A 20,516-nucleotide genomic window follows, 5' to 3' on the forward strand; every position below is an offset into this window, starting at 1 on the left:
GTGTCGGACAAAGCTGTGCCGACCAGATTTCTCCAATGCAAGGAAAGTGAAAATGCTCAGCAGGACTATCGGAGTCAGCGCCGCACTTCTCGGCTCTGACACAACTATCCACCCGATCCCCGGCTACGAACTCACCGCATTCAAGGGCGGCGACCTCGCAAACATCTCCGCGATCATCCTCGACCAGGATGACGTTGACGCGGGCAAGGTTGCCGAGATCAATGACTACGGTTTCGGCATTCCCGTGTTTGCCGCCGTGAAGAGCACCAAAGACACCACCAACCTCGAGGGCCTCCATGGCGTTATCGCCCTCGACGACCTCCAGGGCGACTACTTCGCTCGCCAGGTTGCCGCAGCCGCCGACAAGTTCGAAGACGAGGTCCTTCCCCCCTTCTTCGGCGCGCTCACGAAGTACTACAACCGCGGCTTCTCGCCGTTCGACTGCCCCGGCCACCAGGGCGGCCAGTTCTTCCGCCAGCACCCGGCCGGCCGTCGCTTCTTCGACTTCTACGGCGAAGAGCTCTTCCGCACCGACCTTTGTAACGCCGACGTCGCTATGGGTGACCTCCTCATCCACGATGGCCCGCCCGTTCAGGCCACCGAAGCGGCCGCACGCATCTTCAACGCCGACAACACCTGGTTCATCCTCAACGGCACCTCGTCCTCGAACAAGGTCGCCATCAACGCCGTTGTTGGCCCGGATGACCTCGTTCTGTTCGACCGCAACAACCACAAGTCGAACATTCACGGCGGCCTTATCATGGCCGGCGGCAAGCCCGTCTACCTCGAGACCGCACGTAACGCGTTCGGCCTCATCGGTGGTATCGACGAGCACTGCTTCGAAGAGGACTACATCCGTGAGCGCCTCGAGAAGGTTGACCCCGAGCGTGCAAAGGCTGAGCGCCCGTTCCGCCTCGCGATCATCCAGCTCGGCACCTACGACGGCACGATCTACAACGCCCGCCAGGTCGTCGACAAGATCGGTCACCTCTGTGACTACATCCTGTTCGACTCCGCATGGGTTGGCTACGAGCAGTGGATCGACATCATGAAGGAAGGCTCGCCGATGCTCCTCGAGCTCGACGAGAACGACCCCGGTATCCTTGTGACCCAGTCGGTGCACAAGCAGCAGGCTGGCTTCTCGCAGGCCTCGCAGATCCACAAGAAGGACTCGCACATCAAGGGCCAGGATCGGTACGTGAACTTTGACCAGTTCAACAACTCGTACATGATGCACGCCTCGACGAGCCCCTACTACCCGCTGTTCGCTTCGCTCGACATCAACGCCAAGATGCACGAGAACGGCGCCGGCGAGAAGCTGTGGGACGAAGCCCTCAAGAACTCGATTGAGGCTCGTAAGCTCATCCTCGGCAACCTCAAGCTCCTCAAGCCGTTCGTGCCCACGACGGTTGATGGAAAGCCGTGGGAGTCGTACGACACCGAGACCATCGCCTCGAACCGCAAGTTCTTCGAGTTCCACCCGGGCGAGCAGTGGCACGGTTTCGACAGCTACGTCGAAGGTCAGTACTTCGTCGACCCGATGAAGCTCCTGCTCACCACCCCGGGTCTCATCAACAAGACCGGTGGTTTCGAGTACGAGGACTTCGGTATTCCGGCGAACATCCTCGCGAACTACCTGCGCACGCAGGGCATCGTTCCCGAGAAGTGTGACCTCAACTCGATCCTGTTCCTCCTCACCCCGGCGGACACGATCCAGAAGTACTCGAACCTCGTCGCTGCACTTCGCCGCTTCGAGGAAGCTGTCGAGAAGGACGTTCCTCTTCAGGAGGTTCTCCCGGAGATCTACGCTGCGCACGAGGACCGCTACCGCGGTTACACGATCCGCCAGCTTTGCCAGGAGATGCACGACTTCTACAAGAACCGCACGGTTGCTCAGCTCCAGAAGGACATGTTCCGCGAGGAAAACTTCCCGAAGGTCGAAATGACCCCGCAGGAGGCAAACGTCGAGTTCATCCGTGGCAACGTCGACTTCCTGCCCATCGAAGAGTGCAAGGGTCGCATCGCGGCCGAGGGCGCTCTCCCCTACCCCCCGGGTGTCGTCGTGGTTGTTCCCGGTGAGGTCTGGGGCGGCCCGCAGTACGACTACTTCATGGCACTTGAAGAGGGCATCAACCAGCTGCCCGGCTTCGCTCCTGAGCTCCAGGGCGTTCACATGGTGACCGAAGAAGACGGCCGCCAGCGTGCCTACGGGTACGTCATCCGCAACAAGTAATTCCAGAGCAAGGCTTGGGGTGGGAGAGCCCAGCTCTCCCACCCCTCCTTCCTGACACGATCTAAAGGTCACAACTCATGTCTCAGACTCCTCAACGCAAGAAGATGGGCGTTGTCCAGCTCACCATCCTCACGATGGTGAACATGATGGGCTCCGGCATCATCATGCTTCCCACGAAGCTCGCCGAAGTCGGCACCGTCTCCATCCTTTCCTGGATCGTCACCGCGACTGGTGCGACCCTCCTCGCCTACGCCTTCGCTATGGCTGGCCGCTACTCGAAGCGCCCCGGCGGCATGGGCGGCTACTCCGAATATGCCTTCGGCAAGGCCGGTAACTTCACCGCAAACTTCACGTACTTCATTTCGCTCGTGATCGCGAACATCGCGATTGCTATTTCGGCTGTCGGCTACGCCCTGTCGTTCGTACAGGTCGACACCTCGAAGATGGCGAACGGCCCCGTCATCGTCGGCCTCCTCACCATCGCCACCCTCTGGCTCGCGACCGTTCTCAACTTCGGTGGCGCTTCCATTACCGGTAAGATCTCCTCGATCACTATTTGGGGCGTCATCATCCCGGTGTTCTTCATCTGCATCTTCGGCTGGTTCTGGTTCGACGGTGGCCTGTGGATCGACTCGTGGAACCCGCACGGCTACAACATGTTCGAAGCCATCAGCATGTCGATCTCGATGACCCTCTGGGCGTTCCTCGGCCTCGAGTCCGCTTCGGCGAACTCCGACGCCGTTGAGAACCCCGAGAAGAACGTTCCCCGCGCGGTGCTCTACGGCACCATCGGCGCTGCTGTTCTCTACATCATCTCGACCAACGTGATCGCCGGTATCGTCAACAACGCCGAGCTCGCCTCGTCGGACGGCCCGTTCGGTCTCGTGTTCTCGCAGATGTTCAACCCGGTCATCGGCCGCATCGTTCTTGGCCTCATGGTTATCTCCTGCTTCGGTTCGCTGCTCGGTTGGCAGTTCACCATCGCCGAGGTTGCCCGCTCGATGGCTCTCGTGCGCATGTTCCCGAAGTGGTTCACCAAGCTTTCGAAGAACGGTGCTCCGATCCTCGGTATGGTCATCATTACCGCGGTTCAGACCCTCATCACCTTCATGACCATGAGCCCCGAGCTCTCGAAGCAGTTCGAGGTCCTCGTGAACCTCGCAGTGGTCACGAACGTCATGCCGTACATCCTCTCGATGGCTGCGCTCGCCGCGCTCATGTTCGCCGAGAAGGTTCCCGCGAAGACGCGTCGCACGACCGTCGTCATCGCCTTCATCTCGCTTCTCTACAGCCTCTACGCTCTCTACGCCGCCGGCGCCGAGGCGTTCGTTGGTGGCTGCCTCGTGACCTTCCTCGGTTGGGGCTTCTTCGGCCTCATCGTTCCGAAGCTCATCAAGCAGGGCGAGATGCACCTCGAGCCCGTTGGCACCGACCCGGAGGCGCTTGCCGCCGCCGAAGCCGAGGCTGCACAGGCCTGATAGGCATCGAGCTAACCTAGCTCGCTCTCTTTCCGAGAAATGCTCCCGCTCCCCCTTGGGGACCGGGGGCGTTTCTTTATGCGGGGCGGTATGGGACCGGAGGCGCTCCTCGCCGGGTTCGGCGTGCGGGGAGCCCCCCTTCACCGGGAGCGGTTCGGCACACAAAGAGCCACTGGAACCGTACCCCTCGTGGGCAGGTGCACGCTTGGCGCAGAAGGATCCGACGCTCGCCCGGCAACCGTCGGACCCCAATTCTTGAGGGTGAAGAAAAACGCCGTGATGACCTCGATTTGTGGCATACCCCTGCAGTCTTCTCCACCCTCAGCCCAGGCAGCCAAGGCGCACCCCCTACCCCTACCCCCTTTTCTCCTTCCCCTAACTCTGACCCTGCCCCCCCTTTAAGGCATAGCAAAAGCGGCCGCCCCGACAGGAACGGCCGCTTGCCTTACGCTCAAGCGCGGTGTTTACTCCGCGATCGGCTTCACGAGCGGGAAGAGGATCGTGTCACGGATACCGAGACCGGTGATGGTCTGCAGCACGCGGTCGATGCCCATGCCCATGCCACCCGACGGCGGGAAGCCGTACTCCATGGCATCGCAGAAGTCTTCGTCGTAACGCATCGCGTCTTCATCGCCACCGGCGGCGAGCTGTGCCTGCTGCACGAAGCGCTCACGCTGGATGACCGGGTCGGCGAGCTCGGAGTAGGCGGTGCCAATTTCCGAACCGCGAATGTAGAGGTCCCACTTCTCGACGACGCCTTCACGCTCGCGGTGGTCGCGTGTGAGCGGGCTCGTTTCGACCGGATAGTTCATGACGAACACGGGCGCGTAGAGCTCTTCATCGGGAACGAGGTGCTCCCAGATCTCTTCGACGAGCTTGCCGTGGCCGAGCTTTTCTTCATCAACCTCGACTTCGAACTTGCGCGCGAGTTCGCGAAGATGCTCGACGGACGTTTCAGGCGTGATCTCTTCGCCGGCGTGAGTGGAAAGGCTCTCGTAGAGGTCGATGCGCTTCCATTCGCCACCGAGGTCAAACTCGGTGCCATCGGCAAGCGTGACGAGAGTCGAGCCGGTCGCGGCGATCGCGGCGTTCTGGATGATCTCGCGAGCGAGTTCAGCCATGCCGTTGTAGTCGGAGTACGACTGGTAGCACTCGAGCATCGTGAACTCGGGCGAGTGGGTCGAATCAGCGCCTTCGTTGCGGAAGTTGCGGTTGATCTCAAACACGCGGTCGAGACCACCCACGACGGCGCGCTTGAGGAACAGCTCGGGGGCGATGCGCAGGTAGAGCTCCATGTCGAACGCATTCATGTGCGTCGAGAAGGGGCGCGCCGAGGCACCCGAGGGGATCGTCTGGAGCATCGGGGTCTCGGCTTCAAGGAAGTCGTGGCCGTGAAGGGTCTCGCGGATCGACTGCAGAACGCGCATGCGAAGGCGCGCGATGCGCTGCGCCTCGGGGTTCGTGATGAGGTCGACGTAGCGGCGGCGCACGCGAACCTCTTCACTCAGGTCACCGTGGAGGTTCGGAAGCGGGCGAACAGCCTTGGAAGCCATCTCCCAGCGATCGGCGAACACGGAAAGTTCGCCGCGACGCGATGTGCCGATAGTGCCGTGCACGAAGAGGTGGTCACCGATATCCACGAGGGAACGGAAGTCGTTGAAGGCTTCTTCGCCGATAGCCTTGAAATTCAGCATGGCCTGCAGGCGAGTGTGGTCGCCAGCCTGAAGAGCGACGAAGATGAGCTTTCCGGTTTCACGAATGTGGATGACGCGGCCTGCGAGACCAACGACTCGATCCGTCATTTCACCGGCCTCGAGACCACTAAACTCCTTGACGACCTCGGGAATCGTGGTCGTGAGCTCCACACCTACCGGATAGGGGTGGCGGGAACCGCCCTCAAGCATCTCGGACCGCTTGCGCATTCGAACCGCACGCTGATCCGAGCTAGGCATCTGAGCCTCGTCTGTGTGGCCACCATTCAGTTCAGGCACAACGATCATTTCCTTTTCACGTGTACTGCGTTTTCAGAGTCGCTTTTCACCGGGTTTATGCGACCGGTGAGCGCCTCAATTTTATCACCAGCGCTGCGAGGGCGGCGGGCCTGCCGGGGTGTGGAACGAGGCGTGAAAAAGGCGCGGTGAGGGGTCCGACGCTCGCTGATGAAACGACGTTCCCCACATCTACGGGCCACCCGGTCACCCGTTCGGATATACTGAATCCATAAACTAAAGATTTAAGACGGTGTATAGAAATGTCGTGGAGAGCGCGCTGGGGTGCCCTAGCTGTCGTTCTGTTGCCAGTTTTCCTCATCAGCATCGATGTCACGGTTTTGAGCATCTCGCTCCCGGGCATCTCGCAGGATCTCCATCCGTCGGCTAACGAGCTTCTATGGATCGTCGATTCCTACTCGTTTGTGCTTGCGTGCCTGCTCATTCTGATGGGCAAGTTTGGTGACAGCTTCGGTCGATTGCGTTTATTGATGTGGGGCTCCGCCCTGTTTGGTGCAGCCTCGATCATGTCGGGCTTCAGCACGTCGGCCGTCATGCTCATTATCGGGCGCTCCCTCCAGGGGCTCGGTGGGGCAACCCTCATGCCGTCAACTCTCGGCATGATCCGCCATATCTTCACCAAGCGCTCGGAAAGGCGCCTCGCGCTCGCACTGTGGTCGGCGGCGTTCTCGAGCGGTAGCGCCATCGGCCCACTGCTCGGCGGCATTCTTCTCGAGGTCGCGAACTGGCGGTACGTGTTCTTCATCAACGTGCCGATCGTGATCGTCTTCGTAGTACTAGCGAAGCTCTACGTTCCTGAGTCGGATCGCGAGGAGGTCGGAAGAATCGACCTCGTCTCCCCCGTCCTCTTGATTTTCTCAATCTTCGCACTCGTGCTGAGCTTCAAACTTCTTATCGACCACTTCGCGATCTGGCAAGTGGGCCTCCTGCTCGCGGGAGCTTTAGGTCTCGCGCTCTTCTGGCGCCGCCAGTACGTCGTGGAGAACCCCATCCTCGACGTGGACGTCGTGGCAGAGCCGACGTTCCGTTCGGCCACGGTCATTAATGGCATCGCGTATTTCATCACGATTGGCACGCTTTTCTTCTTCCCGCAATACCTCATGGTGGTGTCTGGACTTTCGCCAATCGAGGCTGGCATGTGGGCACTGCCCATGGTTGTCGCGACAATTCTCGGTGCGCTCATCTCACCGATCTTCGCGCGCAAGGTCCGTTCAAATAAGCTCGTGGCGCTTGGTTTAGTCACGTGCGCGGTGGGTTGCCTCACGGTGCCGCTTCTCGTGACCGTCGAGTTCAACCCGTTCTTCTACTTCCTGTGTACATTCCTCATCGGGCTCGGGATCGGGTTTTCGGAGCCGCTCACGAACGACACGATTTTGTCATCAGCGCCGGATAAAGAAGCCGGCTCGGTTTCGGCGATTTCGGAAACGGCGTATGAACTCGGTGGCGCGCTCGGCACGGCGGTGCTCGGCGGCGTAGGGATGCTCGCGTATCGGCTCTCACTGTCCTCGCGCGAAGCCGGCCTCGAGATCTCGGATCAGGTGCTCGAGGAGGCAAAACAGACGATCGGCTCTGCCTCGATACTTGCCGAGCCGGGAAATTCGACGAACCCTGATTTGGCGTGGAGTCTCGCAAAGGCGTCGTTCGTGGATGGCCAAAATGCAGCCATGTACCTCGCGGGCATCGCGGCCTTTGCCGCGGCCATCATCGCGCTACGCGGCATGCGCGCCGAACTCCACTTGAAGCTTCAGGACAAGCTCGGCGCAAAACCTCCTCAGGAGTCTCCTGACCTGCAATAATGGACTTTTCAACACAGATTTTGCGCAGGTCCCCGCTCTAGACTTTGGCCATGGCTATCGTCGATACTCCTACTCCAGCCGACTACCCCGCCATCGCCGTGATTGCCCGGGATCTCTTGCGTGCCTCCGATCCATCCGTATCCTTCGACGGCACCGACCTCATCAACACGATCGAGGCGGGGCACCCTGCGATGGTGATTCGCGAGCACCGCGGCATCGACGGTGAGCCCGCAGCGCCCGTCGTTGCCTTCGCGATGGTGCACGATCACGCGCGCGGCCGCATCGATGCGAAATGGGCCGTGCGCCGCGGCGACGAGCTCTACATTGCTCACGCTGCCCGCTGCCTCGAGTGGATCGAGAAGCAGGCCCGGGCTCTCGGCGAGAAGCGCGGAGAGCACGGCTTCGTGATCGTCACCGAGGTTGGCCCTTCGGATAGCATCCGCGCGGAGGCTCTCACTGACGCCGGCTATGCAAAGGCCCGCAGCTGGGTGGTCATGGACCAGGACATCGCCGCGCGCATGCGGGAAATCAAGCAGCGAGAGTCCGACGCTTCCCTGGCTCCCCACGTGGCTCCGAATGTGCGCGTACGCACCCTCGCCAACATCGATGATCGGCGCGCTGCACACCTGGCACTCGAGCACGCATTCGAGGACCACTTCAACCACTTTGAAGAGAGCTTCGACGAGTGGTGCGAGCGCACCGATTTATACGCGCACCACCGTTGGGATCGCGACCTTCTGGCGGAACTGCACCCCGAAAACGGCTCGGAGCCAACCGTGATTGGCACGCTCATGACGTCGTGGTTACCCGAGTCGAAAACGGCCCACGTTGAATATCTCGGCGTGACGCGCGAAGGGCGCGGCAAGGGCGCGGCGCATGCTTTGCTTGAGGCGTTCTATGCGCTTGCCACCGAGCATGGTTTCACGAGGGGCGAGCTTTTCGTCGATGCCGATTCTCCGACGGGCGCGAACCTTGCCTACGAGAAGATGAAGTGGCGCCCAGACTTTCGCAAGGAGACATGGCACAAGGAAATCGCCCTCTAATCTCGCGCCCCACCGGGGGCTCGACCTCCGCGACTCCCCTCCCGCCCCACCCCGCCCCACCCCACCCCGACCAGTTGATTTCAAGGTGTAGAAAAACAACGTCATGGGCCCGTCTCGACGTTGCCTGGCCTCTTTTCTACACCCTGAATGCCGTGTACCCGATTGGTACTGGACAGCACATAGAACTACCGCCCCAAGGGAATGGCTCCTCGATAGCCGCAATGGGCCGCCGCAACCAGAACGGGTCTCAGGAGTGAGCCTCGCACAACGAAAACGGGCCCGCTCCCACAGGGGAACGGGCCCGCACCTCACACCTCGGGGGTCACTCCCACTCGATCGTGCCCGGCGGCTTGCTCGTCACGTCGAGGGTCACGCGGTTGATGTCCTCGACCTCATTCGTGATGCGCGTCGAGATCTTCGAGAGCACGTCGTAGGGGACCTTCGCCCAATCGGCGGTCATAGCATCGTCCGACGTCACGGGGCGCAGCACGATTGGGTGGCCGTAGGTGCGGTGATCGCCCTGCACGCCAACGGAGCGCACGTCGGCGAGGAGCACGACGGGGCACTGCCAAATGTCGCGGTCGAGGCCAGCGAGGGTCATCTCTTCGCGGGCGATAGCGTCGGCGGCGCGGAGCGTGTCGAGTCGCTCCTTCGTGATCTCGCCGATGATGCGAATGCCGAGGCCCGGGCCGGGGAACGGCTGGCGCCACACGATTTCGTCGGGCAGGCCAAGCTGGGTGCCGACGGTGCGCACCTCATCCTTGAAAAGCTGGCGAAGCGGCTCCACAAGTTCGAAGGTCAAATCGTCAGGAAGCCCACCGACGTTGTGGTGGCTCTTGATGTTGGAGGCACCATCGCCGCCACCGGACTCAACGATGTCCGGGTACAGGGTGCCCTGCACGAGGAAGGCTTTGCGGCGAGCCTGGTCGCCGTCAACAACACCCTGCTCGCGCAGAATGTCTTCCTGCGCCTGCTCGAATACACGGATGAACTCACGGCCGATGATCTTGCGTTTTTGCTCGGGGTCGGTGACGCCCGCGAGCGCGGTGAGGAAGCGCTCCTCGGCATCGACCACGACAAGCTTTGCGCCGCCCGTTGAGCCGCTGAAGGCGCGCTCAATTTCTTCGGATTCGCGAAGGCGCATGAGGCCGTGGTTGACGTACACGCACGTGAGGCGATCGCCGATCGCACGCTGGACGAGCGCAGCGGCAACGGCGGAGTCGACGCCGCCGCTCAGGGCGCAGATCGCGGTTCCGTCTTCACCGATCTGGGCGCGGATCAGCTCGACCTGTTCGTCGATGACGTTGGACATCGTCCATTCGGGCTTGATGCCGGCGCCGCGGTAGAGGAAGTTCTCGAGGATTTCTTGGCCGCGTTCGGAGTGCTTGACTTCGGGGTGCCACTGGACGCCGAAGATCCGCCGTTCGCGATTCTCGAATGCGGCAACGGGCGAGCCCGCCGAAACGGCGATCACGTCGAAGCCTTCGGGGGCTTCGTGAACGCTGTCGCCGTGGCTCATCCACACGTTCTGGTTGAGGTCTTGATCGGCAAGCAGAACGGAATCGCCCTGGATTTCAGTGAGCAGGGTCGCGCCGTACTCGCGAGTGCCCGTGGGGGCGACCGTGCCGCCGAGGGCCTGCGCGATTGCCTGGAAGCCGTAGCACAGGCCGAGTACCGGAATACCCGCCTCGAGGAGCGCGGGGTCAAGTTTCGGGGCGCCGTCGGCATACACGGAGCTGGGACCGCCGGAGAGGATGAGCCCTTTGGGATTCTTCGCGAGAATTTCGCTCGCGCTCATCGAGTTCGGGACGACCTCGGAGTAAATGTTCGCTTCGCGAACCCGGCGCGCAATGAGCTGCGCGTACTGTGCACCAAAATCGACGACGAGGACCGGATCTTGCTGGGTGCTGAGCTGGTTGTCGTTCATCACGCTCTCCATCCTAATGGGCGCACTACCGGTCCGCCGCATCGCCGAGTGTGGGGCGCTCGGCGAGATCGCGCTCGACTTTTGCGTGAGTCCAGCGTTCGCCGAAGAAGCTCAGCACGGGGATCACGCCGAAGAACATGAGCAGGAGCATCCGCTCGAGGCCCCAGCGCATTTTGCTCCACAGGTCGAAGGCGAGCACGACGTAAATCATGTAGATGAGGCCGTGGATGGGGCTCCACGTCTTTGAAATCGTCGCCCACAGATCGCTCTGGCCCCCGTACACGAGGTAGCGCATGATCATGATCGCGACGAGCACGAGCAGGGCGATACCTTCCACGATCGAGGCGACCCGGAAGCGGGCCATCGACGTGCGGATTTGAGTGTCATTGAGCGGCTTGCGAGCCACGGGGCCTCCTTGCGGCATGGTCGGGGCGGTAGCGGCTAATCCGAGCTTTCGCCGGCGAGCCGCGATTCGAGTTCGAGCCTACGCTCAGCCTGCTCATCAAGGTAGGTGGAGCGCACGCTTCGCCACCAGATGTAGAGGAAAAACACGCCGAAGAGGATCCACTGGAGCATGTATCCGAAGTTTTGGAGGTTGAGGCCACTCGTGAAGCTCGACTGTGCGGCGGGAAGCGGCCCGAGGTCACGCCACGCATCCGCAGCGGTTGCGCTCGCACCGTCGGACTCCCCTGGCCCGGCCATGTACTGACGCGCCTCGTTCGTGAGGGCCCCGTACCCGGCGAGCATGGGACCCTCCCACACGTTCACGAGCAGGGTGGAGGAAAGCGTTCCGACGGTCGCCACGCCCCCGTCGCCCTCGCGGCGCACGGTGCCGCTCGCCTCCTCGGAAGCCTCGAGGCGCACGACTATTTCGTGCGAGCCGGTGGGCGGCTCGGGAAGGGAGTCCCATTCGCTCGAGGGGGCGGTCGTGTAACCGCGCGCGACGGGGATGGATGTGCCGCGAAGCGGCCCTTGAGTGATGCGCGCGTTTGTGACAACGACGGCGGCCTCGTGGCCGTCGATCTCGCGGCCGGGCACGAGCACTTGCTCCGAGGGCACGAACTCCCCCGTGAATGACGCGAGGCGCCCCTGGACCGCGTTTGTGACGGGTGCGTGCGCGTCCATGAGCTCCTCGATCGGGACGGGCGCGGCGGATTGCGTTTCGTCGCGGGCGTCGAGGGCTCGCGTTGCTCGCTCGAACTGCCAGTTCGCGAGGAGACCGCACACAAGGGTCGCTGTTGCCATGAGGGCGAGTAGGCCCAGGAACTTGGGGCGGAGAGCGACGCGAAGCATTCCTTAAGTGTAGGCGTGAGATTGAGCGAGTGGGCCCTCGGTTCCCGGGCAGCATCCAACTGCTCGCCCTATCCTAGAAAACGTGTCTCACAGTGTGTATGTAACCTCGTCAGAAGGACGCTCCGGCAAATCCACCGTTGCCCTCGGCCTCCTTGAAGCCCTCATCGCTACGTCAGAGAACGTCGCCGTGTTCCGGCCGATCATCGATTCGCGCCACGAGCGTGACTCCGCCGTTGAACTCCTTACTTCGCACCCGGGCATTAGCCAGGGCTACGACGAAGCACTCGGCGTCACCTACGACCTCGTGAACTCCAATCCTGAGAAGGCGCAGGAAGAGATCATGCGCCGCTACCAGGAGCTGCACGAGAAGTACCAAGCGGTGCTCGTTCTCGGTTCCGATTACAACGGTCTCGCAAACCCCACCGAGCTCGCCTTCAACGCTTCCGTGGCCGCGAATATCGGCGCGCCGGTTGTGCTGGTCGTCAGCGCACGCCGCCGCGATCCGCAGCAGGCCGCGACGGTCGCCCAGATCGCCTTCCACGAGTTCGCCCAGAACCACGCGACCCCCGTCGCCGTCGTCATCAACCGCGCCACGGACGAGGAGCTGCCCGCAACCCGCGAAGAGATCGCGAAGGTTCTTCCGGAAGGCGTGATCACCGCTGCCCTTCCCGAATCGGACATCGTGTACTCGCCGAGCGTGAACGCCATCAAGGACGCCGTAAACGGCACTGTCGTCCAGGGGGCGCCTGAACTTCTCGAGCGCGTTGCGCTCGACATCGTCGTGGCCGCGATGGGGCTGCCGAATGTGCTCAAGAACCTCCACGAGTCGAGCACAGTGATCGCCCCCGGAGACCGGCACGATCTTATCCAGGGCATCCTCATGTCGCAGCAGTCGGGCACGTTCCCGTCGCTCAGCTCGCTCGTGCTCACGGGCGGTTACGACCTTCCCGAGGAGATCAAGGCCCTCGGCACGGGCGACCTGCCGATCATCGTGACAGAGGAAAACACCTTCGAGGCCGCCGTTGCCGCGAGCAACATCGACGGCAAACTCACCTCGACGCCGCAAAAGATCGATGCGGCCCGCCGCCTCGTCACCGAAAATTTTGCGATGACCGACCTCATTTCGGCACTCAACCTCGCAAAGAGCGACGTTGTGACACCGATGATGTTCCAGTTCGACCTGATTGCCCGCGCGCAAGGCGAAAAGAAGACGATCGTGCTTCCCGAGGGCGATGAACCGCGCATCATCGCAGCCGCCGAGGCGATCCTCAGCCGCGGCGTTGCAAACCTCGTGCTGCTGGGAGACGAAACTGCGATCCGCCAGAAGGCTGCACAGCTCGGCCACGACATCGCCGAAGCCCGCATCGTGTCCCCGCACGATGAAGAGCTCGTCGAGAAGTTTGCCGAAGAGTTTGCACGTCTTCGCGCAAAGAAGGGCGTGACCCTCGACCAGGCGCGAGACACCGTCCAGGACGTCTCCTACTTCGGCACGATGATGGTCCATTTGGGCTATGCCGATGGCATGGTCTCGGGCGCCGTCAATTCGACCGCCCACACGATCCGCCCCGCGCTTCAGATCATCAAGACGAAGCCGGGCGCGAAGGTCGTCTCCTCCGTGTTCCTCATGGCGCTCGAGGATCGCGTCTTCGTGTACGGCGACTGCGCAGTGAACCCCGACCCTACAGCCGAGCAGCTCGCCGACATCGCCGCTCAGTCCGCCGCAACGGCAGAGCAGTTCGGCGTGGATCCGCGGATTGCGATGCTCTCGTACTCGACGGGCACGAGCGGTTCGGGGGCCGACGTCGACAAGGTTCGCGAAGCGACCGCGCTCGTGAAGGAGAACCACCCCGACCTGAACGTCGAGGGCCCGATCCAGTACGACGCCGCCGTGGACGCCTCAGTCGCGAAGACCAAGCTTCCCGATTCGGCAGTCGCAGGACGCGCGACCGTGTTCGTGTTCCCCGACCTCAACACGGGTAACAACACGTACAAGGCAGTGCAGCGCTCCGCCGGAGCGATCGCGATCGGCCCCGTTCTCCAGGGACTCAACAAGCCCGTGAACGACCTTTCGCGCGGCGCGCTCGTCGAGGACATCATCAATACCGTCGTGATCACCGCGATCCAGGCGCAGAACCAGAACTGACGGGCGAGACGCCCCACCTGACTACGAACGGAGAAACCGTGACCAACAGCAACGTTCTCGTGATCAACTCGGGTTCGAGTTCGATTAAATTCCAGCTCATCGACCCGACCTCGAATCACGTGACCGCGTCCGGCATCGTCGAGCGCATCACGCTGCCCACGGGCAACGCGTCGATCGAGGCCGGAGACAAGGAAGAAACATGGGAGGGCTCGATCCCCGATCACGTCAAGGGCATGCAGGTCGTCGAGGAGCTCTTCGCGAAGGTTGGCGTTGAGCTGACCGAGGAGACCGTGAGCGCCGTTGGCCACCGCGTTGTCCAGGGCGGCGCGGTGTTCCCTGAAGCCACCCTCGTCACTGACGAGGTCCGCGACCAGATCCACGAACTCGGTGCCCTCGCTCCCCTGCACAATTACGCGGCGGTGGACGGCATCAACGGTGCACGCGCGCTCCTGCCGAACCTTCCCCACGTCGTCGTCTTCGACACGTCGTTCTTCACGCAGCTTCCGCCCGAGGCATACACGTATGCGATCAACAAGGAGGTCGCCGAGCAGTACAAGATTCGCCGCTACGGCGCGCACGGCACCTCCCACGAGTTCATTTCCTCTCGCGTGCCGGGCTTCCTCGGCCGCGAAGGCGAAGACCTCCGCCAGATCGTCCTGCACCTCGGCAATGGCGCTTCTGCCTCCGCCGTCAAGAACGGTAAGCCCGTTGATACCTCGATGGGTCTCACCCCGCTCGAGGGCCTCGTCATGGGCACCCGCTCTGGCGACATCGACCCTTCCGTGTACGCGCTCCTCAGCCGCCAGGCCGGCATGGATCCCGCCGAGGTTGACACGCTTCTCAACAAGAAGTCCGGTCTCATGGGCCAGCTCGGCATGAGCGACTTCCGCGACATCTCCGCCGCCGTGGAGGCTGGCGACGAGGCCGCGAAGCTCACGCTCGGCATGTGGGCTCACCGCGTCAAGAAGTACGTGGGTGCGTACGCGTTCATCCTCGGTGGGCTCGATGTCATCACGTTCACCGCGGGCATCGGCGAGAACGCCTCGCTTGCCCGCTCGAGCGCCCTCGAGGGCCTCGAGGAGTTCGGGATCATCCTCGATGCGGAAGCGAACGCGCAGCGCAAGAAGGAACCGTGGATCATCTCGGCACCCGAATCGAAGGTCACCGTTGTTGTGTACCCCACGAACGAAGAGCTCGCGATCGCGCAGCAGACCCTCGAGGTCGCGCGCGGCTGACGATTACCGCACAGAAAATGGGGCTCGCCGAAAGTGGCGAGCCCCATTTTTCGTGGAGGGTATCAGCGGGTCGTGACGACCTCGACGCGCTGGAACTCCTTGAGGTCCGTGTAGCCGGTCGTCGCCATCGCATGGCGAAGCGCGCCGACGAGGTTCGTGGTGCCATCGGCAGAAAGGCCGGGGCCGAACAGGATCTGCTCGAGTGACGCGACCTGGCCGACCTCGACACGGTGCCCGCGCGGCATCGTGGGATGGTGTGCTTCGCTGCCCCAGTGGAAGCCGCCGCCGGGGGCTTCCGTGGCTCGTGCGAGCGCGGCACCGACCATGAGACCGTCGGCCCCGCACGCGATAGCCTTCACGATGTCACCGCTGCGGCCGAGGCCGCCGTCGGCGATCACGTGCACGTAGCGGCCGCCCGATTCGTCCATGTAGTCCCTGCGGGCCGCCGCGACATCCGCGACGGCAGAGGCGAGCGGCACCGAAATACCGAGGGTTTCCCACGTGGTTTGGCTCGCGCCGCCACCGAAGCCCACGAGAACGCCCGCCGCGCCCGTGCGCATGAGGTGGAGGGCCGCGGTGTAGGTTGCGCAGCCGCCCACGATGACGGGGACGTCGAGCTCGTAGATGAAACGCTTGAGGTTGAGCGGCTCGCGGTTGCCCGAGACGTGCTCGGCGCTAACGGTGGTGCCGCGGATGAAGAAGATGTCGACGCCCGCATCGACGACGCTCTTCCAGTGTTCCTGCGTGCGCTGCGGCGAGAGGGAACCAGCCGCGACCACACCAGCTTCGCGTAGCTGCGTGATGCGCTCACGGATGAGGCCCGGCTTAATCGGCTCCGAGTAGATCTCGCGGATGCGGTGGTGAACATCCTTCGGGTCGAGGCGCGCAATCTCCTCCAGGAGCGGCGTGGGGTTCTCGTAGCGAGTCCACAGGCCCTCGAGATCGAGCACGCCGAGCCCACCGAACTGGCCGAGTTGGATCGCCGTTTCGGGGCTCATCACGGAATCCATGGGGGCTGCGAAGATCGGGATGTCGAAGTGGTAGGCATCAACCTGCCACGAAGTTGAGACATCCTCCGGATCCCGCGTGCGGCGGGAGGGCACCACGGCTACATCGTCGAGGCCGTAGGTGCGACGGCCTCGCTTATTGCGTCCAATTTCGATTTCGTTCTGCACGGTTTCCAGTCTACAGAGGCCATACGGGATTGACGTCTGGTGTTTTGCCCTGCCGCTTGAGATAGTCGATGAAGTTTTCGGCCCATGCGCGGTGAAGCTCGATTTGCTTCTTGTGGAGCTCGGCGAGATCGCTTTCGGCAATGACCGTGTGCTTCTTCGCCATGGCGCGCAGAACATCGAGGGTCATGGATACATCGACATCTGCCGTATGCATATTGCCTTCCGGCTCCTCGATCCCGTACACCTCCATGAGGGTCGACAGGTTGCGCTTGCCCTTGCGGTAGCGATCCAGCCCGCGATCGAGCACGAGCGGATCGACGACAGGCGCAATCGCGCGGCCGAGGCGATCCTCGATCGTGGGCAGGCCGTTGCGGCTCAGCTCCGCTTCGATGATCGAAAGATCGAAGCCGCCGTTAAACGCGACGATCGGAGCGCCCTGCTCAAGGCACTCAACGATGCGCACCGCTATTTCCTCGAGGGCGGGCGCAGGCTCCATGCCGTAGGCGCGCGCGTGCTCCGTGGAGATGCCGTGCACGCGCGAGGCCTGCTCGGGAATCTCCACGCCCAGGTTGATGAGCCACGTCGCGATAGTTTCGCCCTCGCGGCCCGGCCCCGTGGAGAACACGAGGGCTGCGGTCACGATGCGATCATTCGCGGTATCCGTGCCGGTGGTTTCCGTATCAAAGCCCAGCATCGGGCCGTCAATCCAACTCATGTCACAAGCCTACGTCGGGGTGGGACATTTAAACGTGGCCGGCCGTAGGATGAGGAAAGACCCCCTCCGCGCGAGCAACCATGGAGAGCCGTGCTCGAACTGCACAACATCACCAAGTCCTACACGACGGGCACCTTTACCCAGGTCGCGCTTGCCGGCGTGAGCGTCGCGTTTCGTGACAACGAGTTCGTCGCGATCCTCGGCCAATCCGGATCTGGCAAAACCACGATGCTCAACGTGGTTGGCGGCCTCGACCACTTCGATTCCGGCGACCTCGTCATCGACGGTATCTCGACGAAAAACTTCAAGAACCGCGACTGGGATCGCTACCGCAACAACCGCATCGGTTTCGTTTTCCAGAGCTACAACCTCATCCCCCACCAAAGTGTCCTTGCGAACGTTGAGCTCGCTCTCACGCTCTCGGGCGTCGGGCGGTCCGAGCGCCGCGAACGCGCCCTCGATGCCCTCGCCAAAGTGGGCCTTGGCGAACACGTGCACAAGAAGCCGAGCCAGCTTTCCGGCGGGCAAATGCAGCGAGTCGCTATTGCACGCGCTCTCATCAACGACCCCGAGATTCTTCTCGCCGACGAGCCCACGGGCGCCCTCGACTCCGCCACGTCCGTGCAGGTCATGGACCTCCTTCGGGAGGTCGCGAGCGACCGCCTCGTCATCATGGTGACCCACAACCCCGAGCTCGCCCACGAGTACGCCACGCGCGTCGTGGAATTCGCCGACGGGCAGGTCGTGGGCGATTCCGCCCCGTTCGATCCGGCTCTTGAGGAAACGCGCGCGGCGAAGCCCACGCGCAACACGCGCATGGGGCCGCTCACGGCACTCATGCTCAGCTTCAACAACCTCATGACGAAAAAAGGCCGCACGATCATGACCTCGTTCGCGGGCTCGATCGGCATCATCGGTATCGCCGCGATTCTCGCGCTCGCGAACGGCGTCAACAGCTACATCGCCAAAACCGAGGAAAACGCTCTCGCGAACTACCCGCTCAGCATCCAAAAGACGGGGGTCTCGATGGAATCGGGACTCGCGAACGCCAAGCCCAAGGGCGAAGAAAAAGCGAACACGGTGCGCGCCGTTGAGATGTACACGCGCTCCATGAACTCGACGAGCACCAACGATCTCGCCTCCCTCAAAGACTATTTCGACGCCAACGGAGGAGGAATCAACTCCTACGTGAAGGCGATCGAATACTCGTATGCGGCCGAACCTCAAATCTTCGCGCTCGACACCGACAAACCCGTGCAGGTTCACCCGGAACAGGCGTTTTCGCAATACTCGGGGGGCTTCTCGCTCAGTCCCGCGAGCGCAATGTTCTCGATGAACGCTTTCCGTCAGCTTCCCGAAAACACCGCGCTCTACACCTCGAAATACCGGGTCCTCGACGGCCGCTGGCCGACAAACGCGCACGAACTCGTGCTCGTCCTCGACGAAAACGGCCGAATGCCCGATCTATACGAGTACACACTCGGCCTTAAGGACCACGCGAAACTCGACGAGATGATGGAAAACACGCGGGCGGGACGAGCATCGGGAGATTCCGACGACACCTCGCGAGACACAAACTCCACAAAACCCGGCGAGTACACCTACGACCAGATCATCGGCACCGAATTCTCGCGCGTCAACGCCTTCGAGACCTACACCCACAACGACGACACCGGCACGTGGAACGACCGCAGCGGCGATGCCGATTTCATGCGCGAGAAGATCGACAAGGGCGAGCGCCTCACGATCGTCGGCATCGTGCGCCCGAACGAAGGTGAGGACATGGGCGCACTCCAGCAGGGTATCTCCTACCTCCCCGCCCTCACGGACCAGGTCATCACCGAAGCTGCCCAGTCGGAGATCGTCCACGAGCAGCGGGCGCATCCCGATGTCGACGTTTTCACCGGAAAGACATTCGACGAACTTAAGAACGACGATCAGGGCGACGACTTCGACATGAGCTCCCTGTTTACGGTCGACCAGGAGAAGATCCGCGGCGCATTCCAGATCGACGAGTCGAAGCTCCAGATGGACCTCAGCGGTCTCGATCTCAGCTCGATGCCCGCGCCGAGCTTCGATCCGGGCGCACTCGATATGAGCGACCTTGATCTTTCGAGCCTCGACCCGGGCGCGGCAACCGTCGGACCCCCAACCGTGGAGCCCCAGGACCTCGACCTCGCCGGCCTCACCGCGCGCTACCCCCAGCTCGCCGATATCGACCTCCCGGGCGCGCTCGCGAAGGCCCTTGAGGGCGACGTGATCCGGCCCGATGCCGGCGCATACCTCAGCGGCGAGGCGGGCGCGCTCATCCAGGGCTTTCAGGAGTACTACGCGGCGCATGCGGATTCCGACGGCGACCAGATTCCCGATCGGGACACGGCCGAGGTCGTGCTTGAGTACATGCAGACCGACGAGGTCAAAGGGAAACTAGACGAGATTTCGAACTCCGACAAGGTGGTCGATCGCGCGCTACTTGAACAGCAACTTTTCGAGGCCCTCGGCGACGACCCGGCCCTCAAGGACGTTTCCGCCGCGGTCAGCAACGATCTCTCGAGCGCCATCGCCGAGCAGCTCTCCACCCAGCTAGGCGGCGCCCTCGCAAGCCAAATTCAGCAGGCCATCGGCGGATATTTGACGAACGCGATCGGCTCCATGATGCAGGAATACATGAGCGCACTCCAGGGCGAGATTGAACGCCAGATCAATGACGCGATGTCCACGATGGGCGAGAATTTCGCGAATGCCATGAGTGTCGATCCGGAGAAATTCGCCGATGCGTTCGAGATGAACATGGACAAGGAAGAGCTCGCTGCGTTCATGTCGACGATGGTATCGACGCGCGCGGCAAGTTACGAGGACAATCTCGAAAAGCTCGGCTGGGCTGATCGCACGAGTCCCGATCAAGTCGATATTTACCCGGCGAGTTTCAAGGACAAGGACAAGGTCAAGGCCATTCTCGACTCCTACAACGCGCAGGCCAAGGCGCGGGGCGAGAAGAAAAAGGAGATTGTCTACACCGACATGGTGGGGATGCTCATGAGCTCGGTGACGAGCATTATCAACGTGATCACGTGGATGCTCATCGCCTTCGTGTCGATCTCGCTCGTGGTCTCGTCGATCATGATCGCGATCATCACCTACATTTCCGTGCTTGAGCGACGCAAGGAAATCGGCATCCTGCGCGCGGTGGGGGCCTCCAAGGCCGACGTCCGCCACGTGTTCAATGCGGAAACCGTGATCGAGGGGTTGCTTGCGGGCCTCATGGGCGTGGGGGTCACCCTGCTGCTGTGCATTCCCGCCAACATCATCGTCGAGCAAAAATTCGACGTCGAGGACATTGCGAGCCTCCCGCCGCTCGCGGGAGTGATCCTCGTGGGAATCTCGGTGGTGCTCACCGTACTGGCGGGCGTGATCCCCTCGGGCAGGGCGGCGCGACAGGACCCGGTCGAGGCACTGCGCGCCGAATAGC

The 20,516-nt window shown here is 62.4% G+C and carries 13 protein-coding genes; 7 read left to right on the top strand and 6 right to left on the bottom strand.

What is annotated here, in order from left to right:
• Window positions 1-52: 52 nt before the first annotated feature.
• Window positions 53-2,233, top strand: a complete 2,181-nt coding sequence (gene speC, locus M3B90_RS04615; RefSeq protein WP_259888852.1) for an ornithine decarboxylase — start codon at window positions 53-55, stop codon at window positions 2,231-2,233.
• A 77-nt stretch (window positions 2,234-2,310) separates the two neighbouring features.
• Window positions 2,311-3,711, top strand: coding sequence for a putrescine-ornithine antiporter (gene potE / locus M3B90_RS04620; RefSeq protein WP_259888853.1), 1,401 nt, complete (start codon window positions 2,311-2,313; stop codon window positions 3,709-3,711).
• A gap of 464 nt (window positions 3,712-4,175) precedes the next feature.
• Here the strand turns inward: potE and lysS are convergent, their stop codons facing one another.
• Window positions 4,176-5,711 (bottom strand): lysine--tRNA ligase, encoded by a 1,536-nt coding sequence (gene lysS, locus M3B90_RS04625; RefSeq protein ID WP_396122454.1) that lies wholly within the window; start codon window positions 5,709-5,711, stop codon window positions 4,176-4,178.
• Between the two features lie 293 nt (window positions 5,712-6,004).
• Here lysS and M3B90_RS04630 point away from each other — a divergent pair, with 293 nt between their 5' ends.
• Both M3B90_RS04630 and M3B90_RS04635 read left to right on the top strand, forming a co-directional pair.
• Window positions 6,005-7,516 (top strand): MFS transporter, encoded by a 1,512-nt coding sequence (locus M3B90_RS04630; protein WP_259888854.1) that lies wholly within the window; start codon window positions 6,005-6,007, stop codon window positions 7,514-7,516.
• 50 nt (window positions 7,517-7,566) lie between these two features.
• The gene (locus M3B90_RS04635; RefSeq protein WP_259888855.1) at window positions 7,567-8,559 is read left to right on the top strand and encodes an N-acetyltransferase; all 993 of its coding nucleotides are present in this window, start codon (window positions 7,567-7,569) and stop codon (window positions 8,557-8,559) included.
• Between the two features lie 322 nt (window positions 8,560-8,881).
• Here M3B90_RS04635 and guaA read toward each other — a convergent pair whose 3' ends face one another.
• From guaA to M3B90_RS04650, 3 genes are read right to left on the bottom strand one after another with little or no spacing between them, the layout of a single operon-like run.
• On the bottom strand, window positions 8,882-10,486 hold the full coding sequence (gene guaA, locus M3B90_RS04640; RefSeq protein WP_259888856.1) for a glutamine-hydrolyzing GMP synthase: 1,605 nt from the start codon (window positions 10,484-10,486) through the stop codon (window positions 8,882-8,884).
• Between the two features lie 25 nt (window positions 10,487-10,511).
• Window positions 10,512-10,892 (bottom strand): DUF3817 domain-containing protein, encoded by a 381-nt coding sequence (locus M3B90_RS04645; RefSeq protein ID WP_259888857.1) that lies wholly within the window; start codon window positions 10,890-10,892, stop codon window positions 10,512-10,514.
• Between the two features lie 35 nt (window positions 10,893-10,927).
• Window positions 10,928-11,779 carry an SURF1 family protein gene (locus M3B90_RS04650; RefSeq protein WP_259888858.1) on the bottom strand — a complete coding sequence of 284 codons (852 nt, stop codon included), beginning with the start codon at window positions 11,777-11,779 and terminating at the stop codon, window positions 10,928-10,930.
• Window positions 11,780-11,861: 82 nt separating this feature from the next.
• Between M3B90_RS04650 and pta the strand changes: the two genes are divergently transcribed.
• On the top strand, window positions 11,862-13,922 hold the full coding sequence (gene pta, locus M3B90_RS04655; RefSeq protein ID WP_259888859.1) for a phosphate acetyltransferase: 2,061 nt from the start codon (window positions 11,862-11,864) through the stop codon (window positions 13,920-13,922).
• Window positions 13,923-13,960: 38 nt separating this feature from the next.
• Window positions 13,961-15,157, top strand: a complete 1,197-nt coding sequence (locus M3B90_RS04660; protein WP_259888860.1) for an acetate/propionate family kinase — start codon at window positions 13,961-13,963, stop codon at window positions 15,155-15,157.
• A 62-nt stretch (window positions 15,158-15,219) separates the two neighbouring features.
• Here the strand turns inward: M3B90_RS04660 and M3B90_RS04665 are convergent, their stop codons facing one another.
• Together M3B90_RS04665 and M3B90_RS04670 are read right to left on the bottom strand one after the other, a co-directional pair.
• The gene (locus tag M3B90_RS04665; RefSeq protein WP_259888861.1) at window positions 15,220-16,332 is read right to left on the bottom strand and encodes a GuaB3 family IMP dehydrogenase-related protein; all 1,113 of its coding nucleotides are present in this window, start codon (window positions 16,330-16,332) and stop codon (window positions 15,220-15,222) included.
• A 10-nt stretch (window positions 16,333-16,342) separates the two neighbouring features.
• Complete coding sequence (locus M3B90_RS04670) at window positions 16,343-17,047, bottom strand: exonuclease domain-containing protein (protein WP_259888862.1); 705 nt, start codon at window positions 17,045-17,047, stop codon at window positions 16,343-16,345.
• A 90-nt stretch (window positions 17,048-17,137) separates the two neighbouring features.
• On the opposite strand from M3B90_RS04670, the gene M3B90_RS04675 reads away from it, so the two are divergent.
• On the top strand, window positions 17,138-20,515 hold the full coding sequence (locus M3B90_RS04675) for an ABC transporter ATP-binding protein/permease (protein ID WP_259888863.1): 3,378 nt from the start codon (window positions 17,138-17,140) through the stop codon (window positions 20,513-20,515).
• Window position 20,516 lies beyond the last annotated feature (1 nt).

Source organism: Dermabacter sp. p3-SID358, assembly GCF_025147465.1.
Classification (GTDB): domain Bacteria; phylum Actinomycetota; class Actinomycetes; order Actinomycetales; family Dermabacteraceae; genus Dermabacter.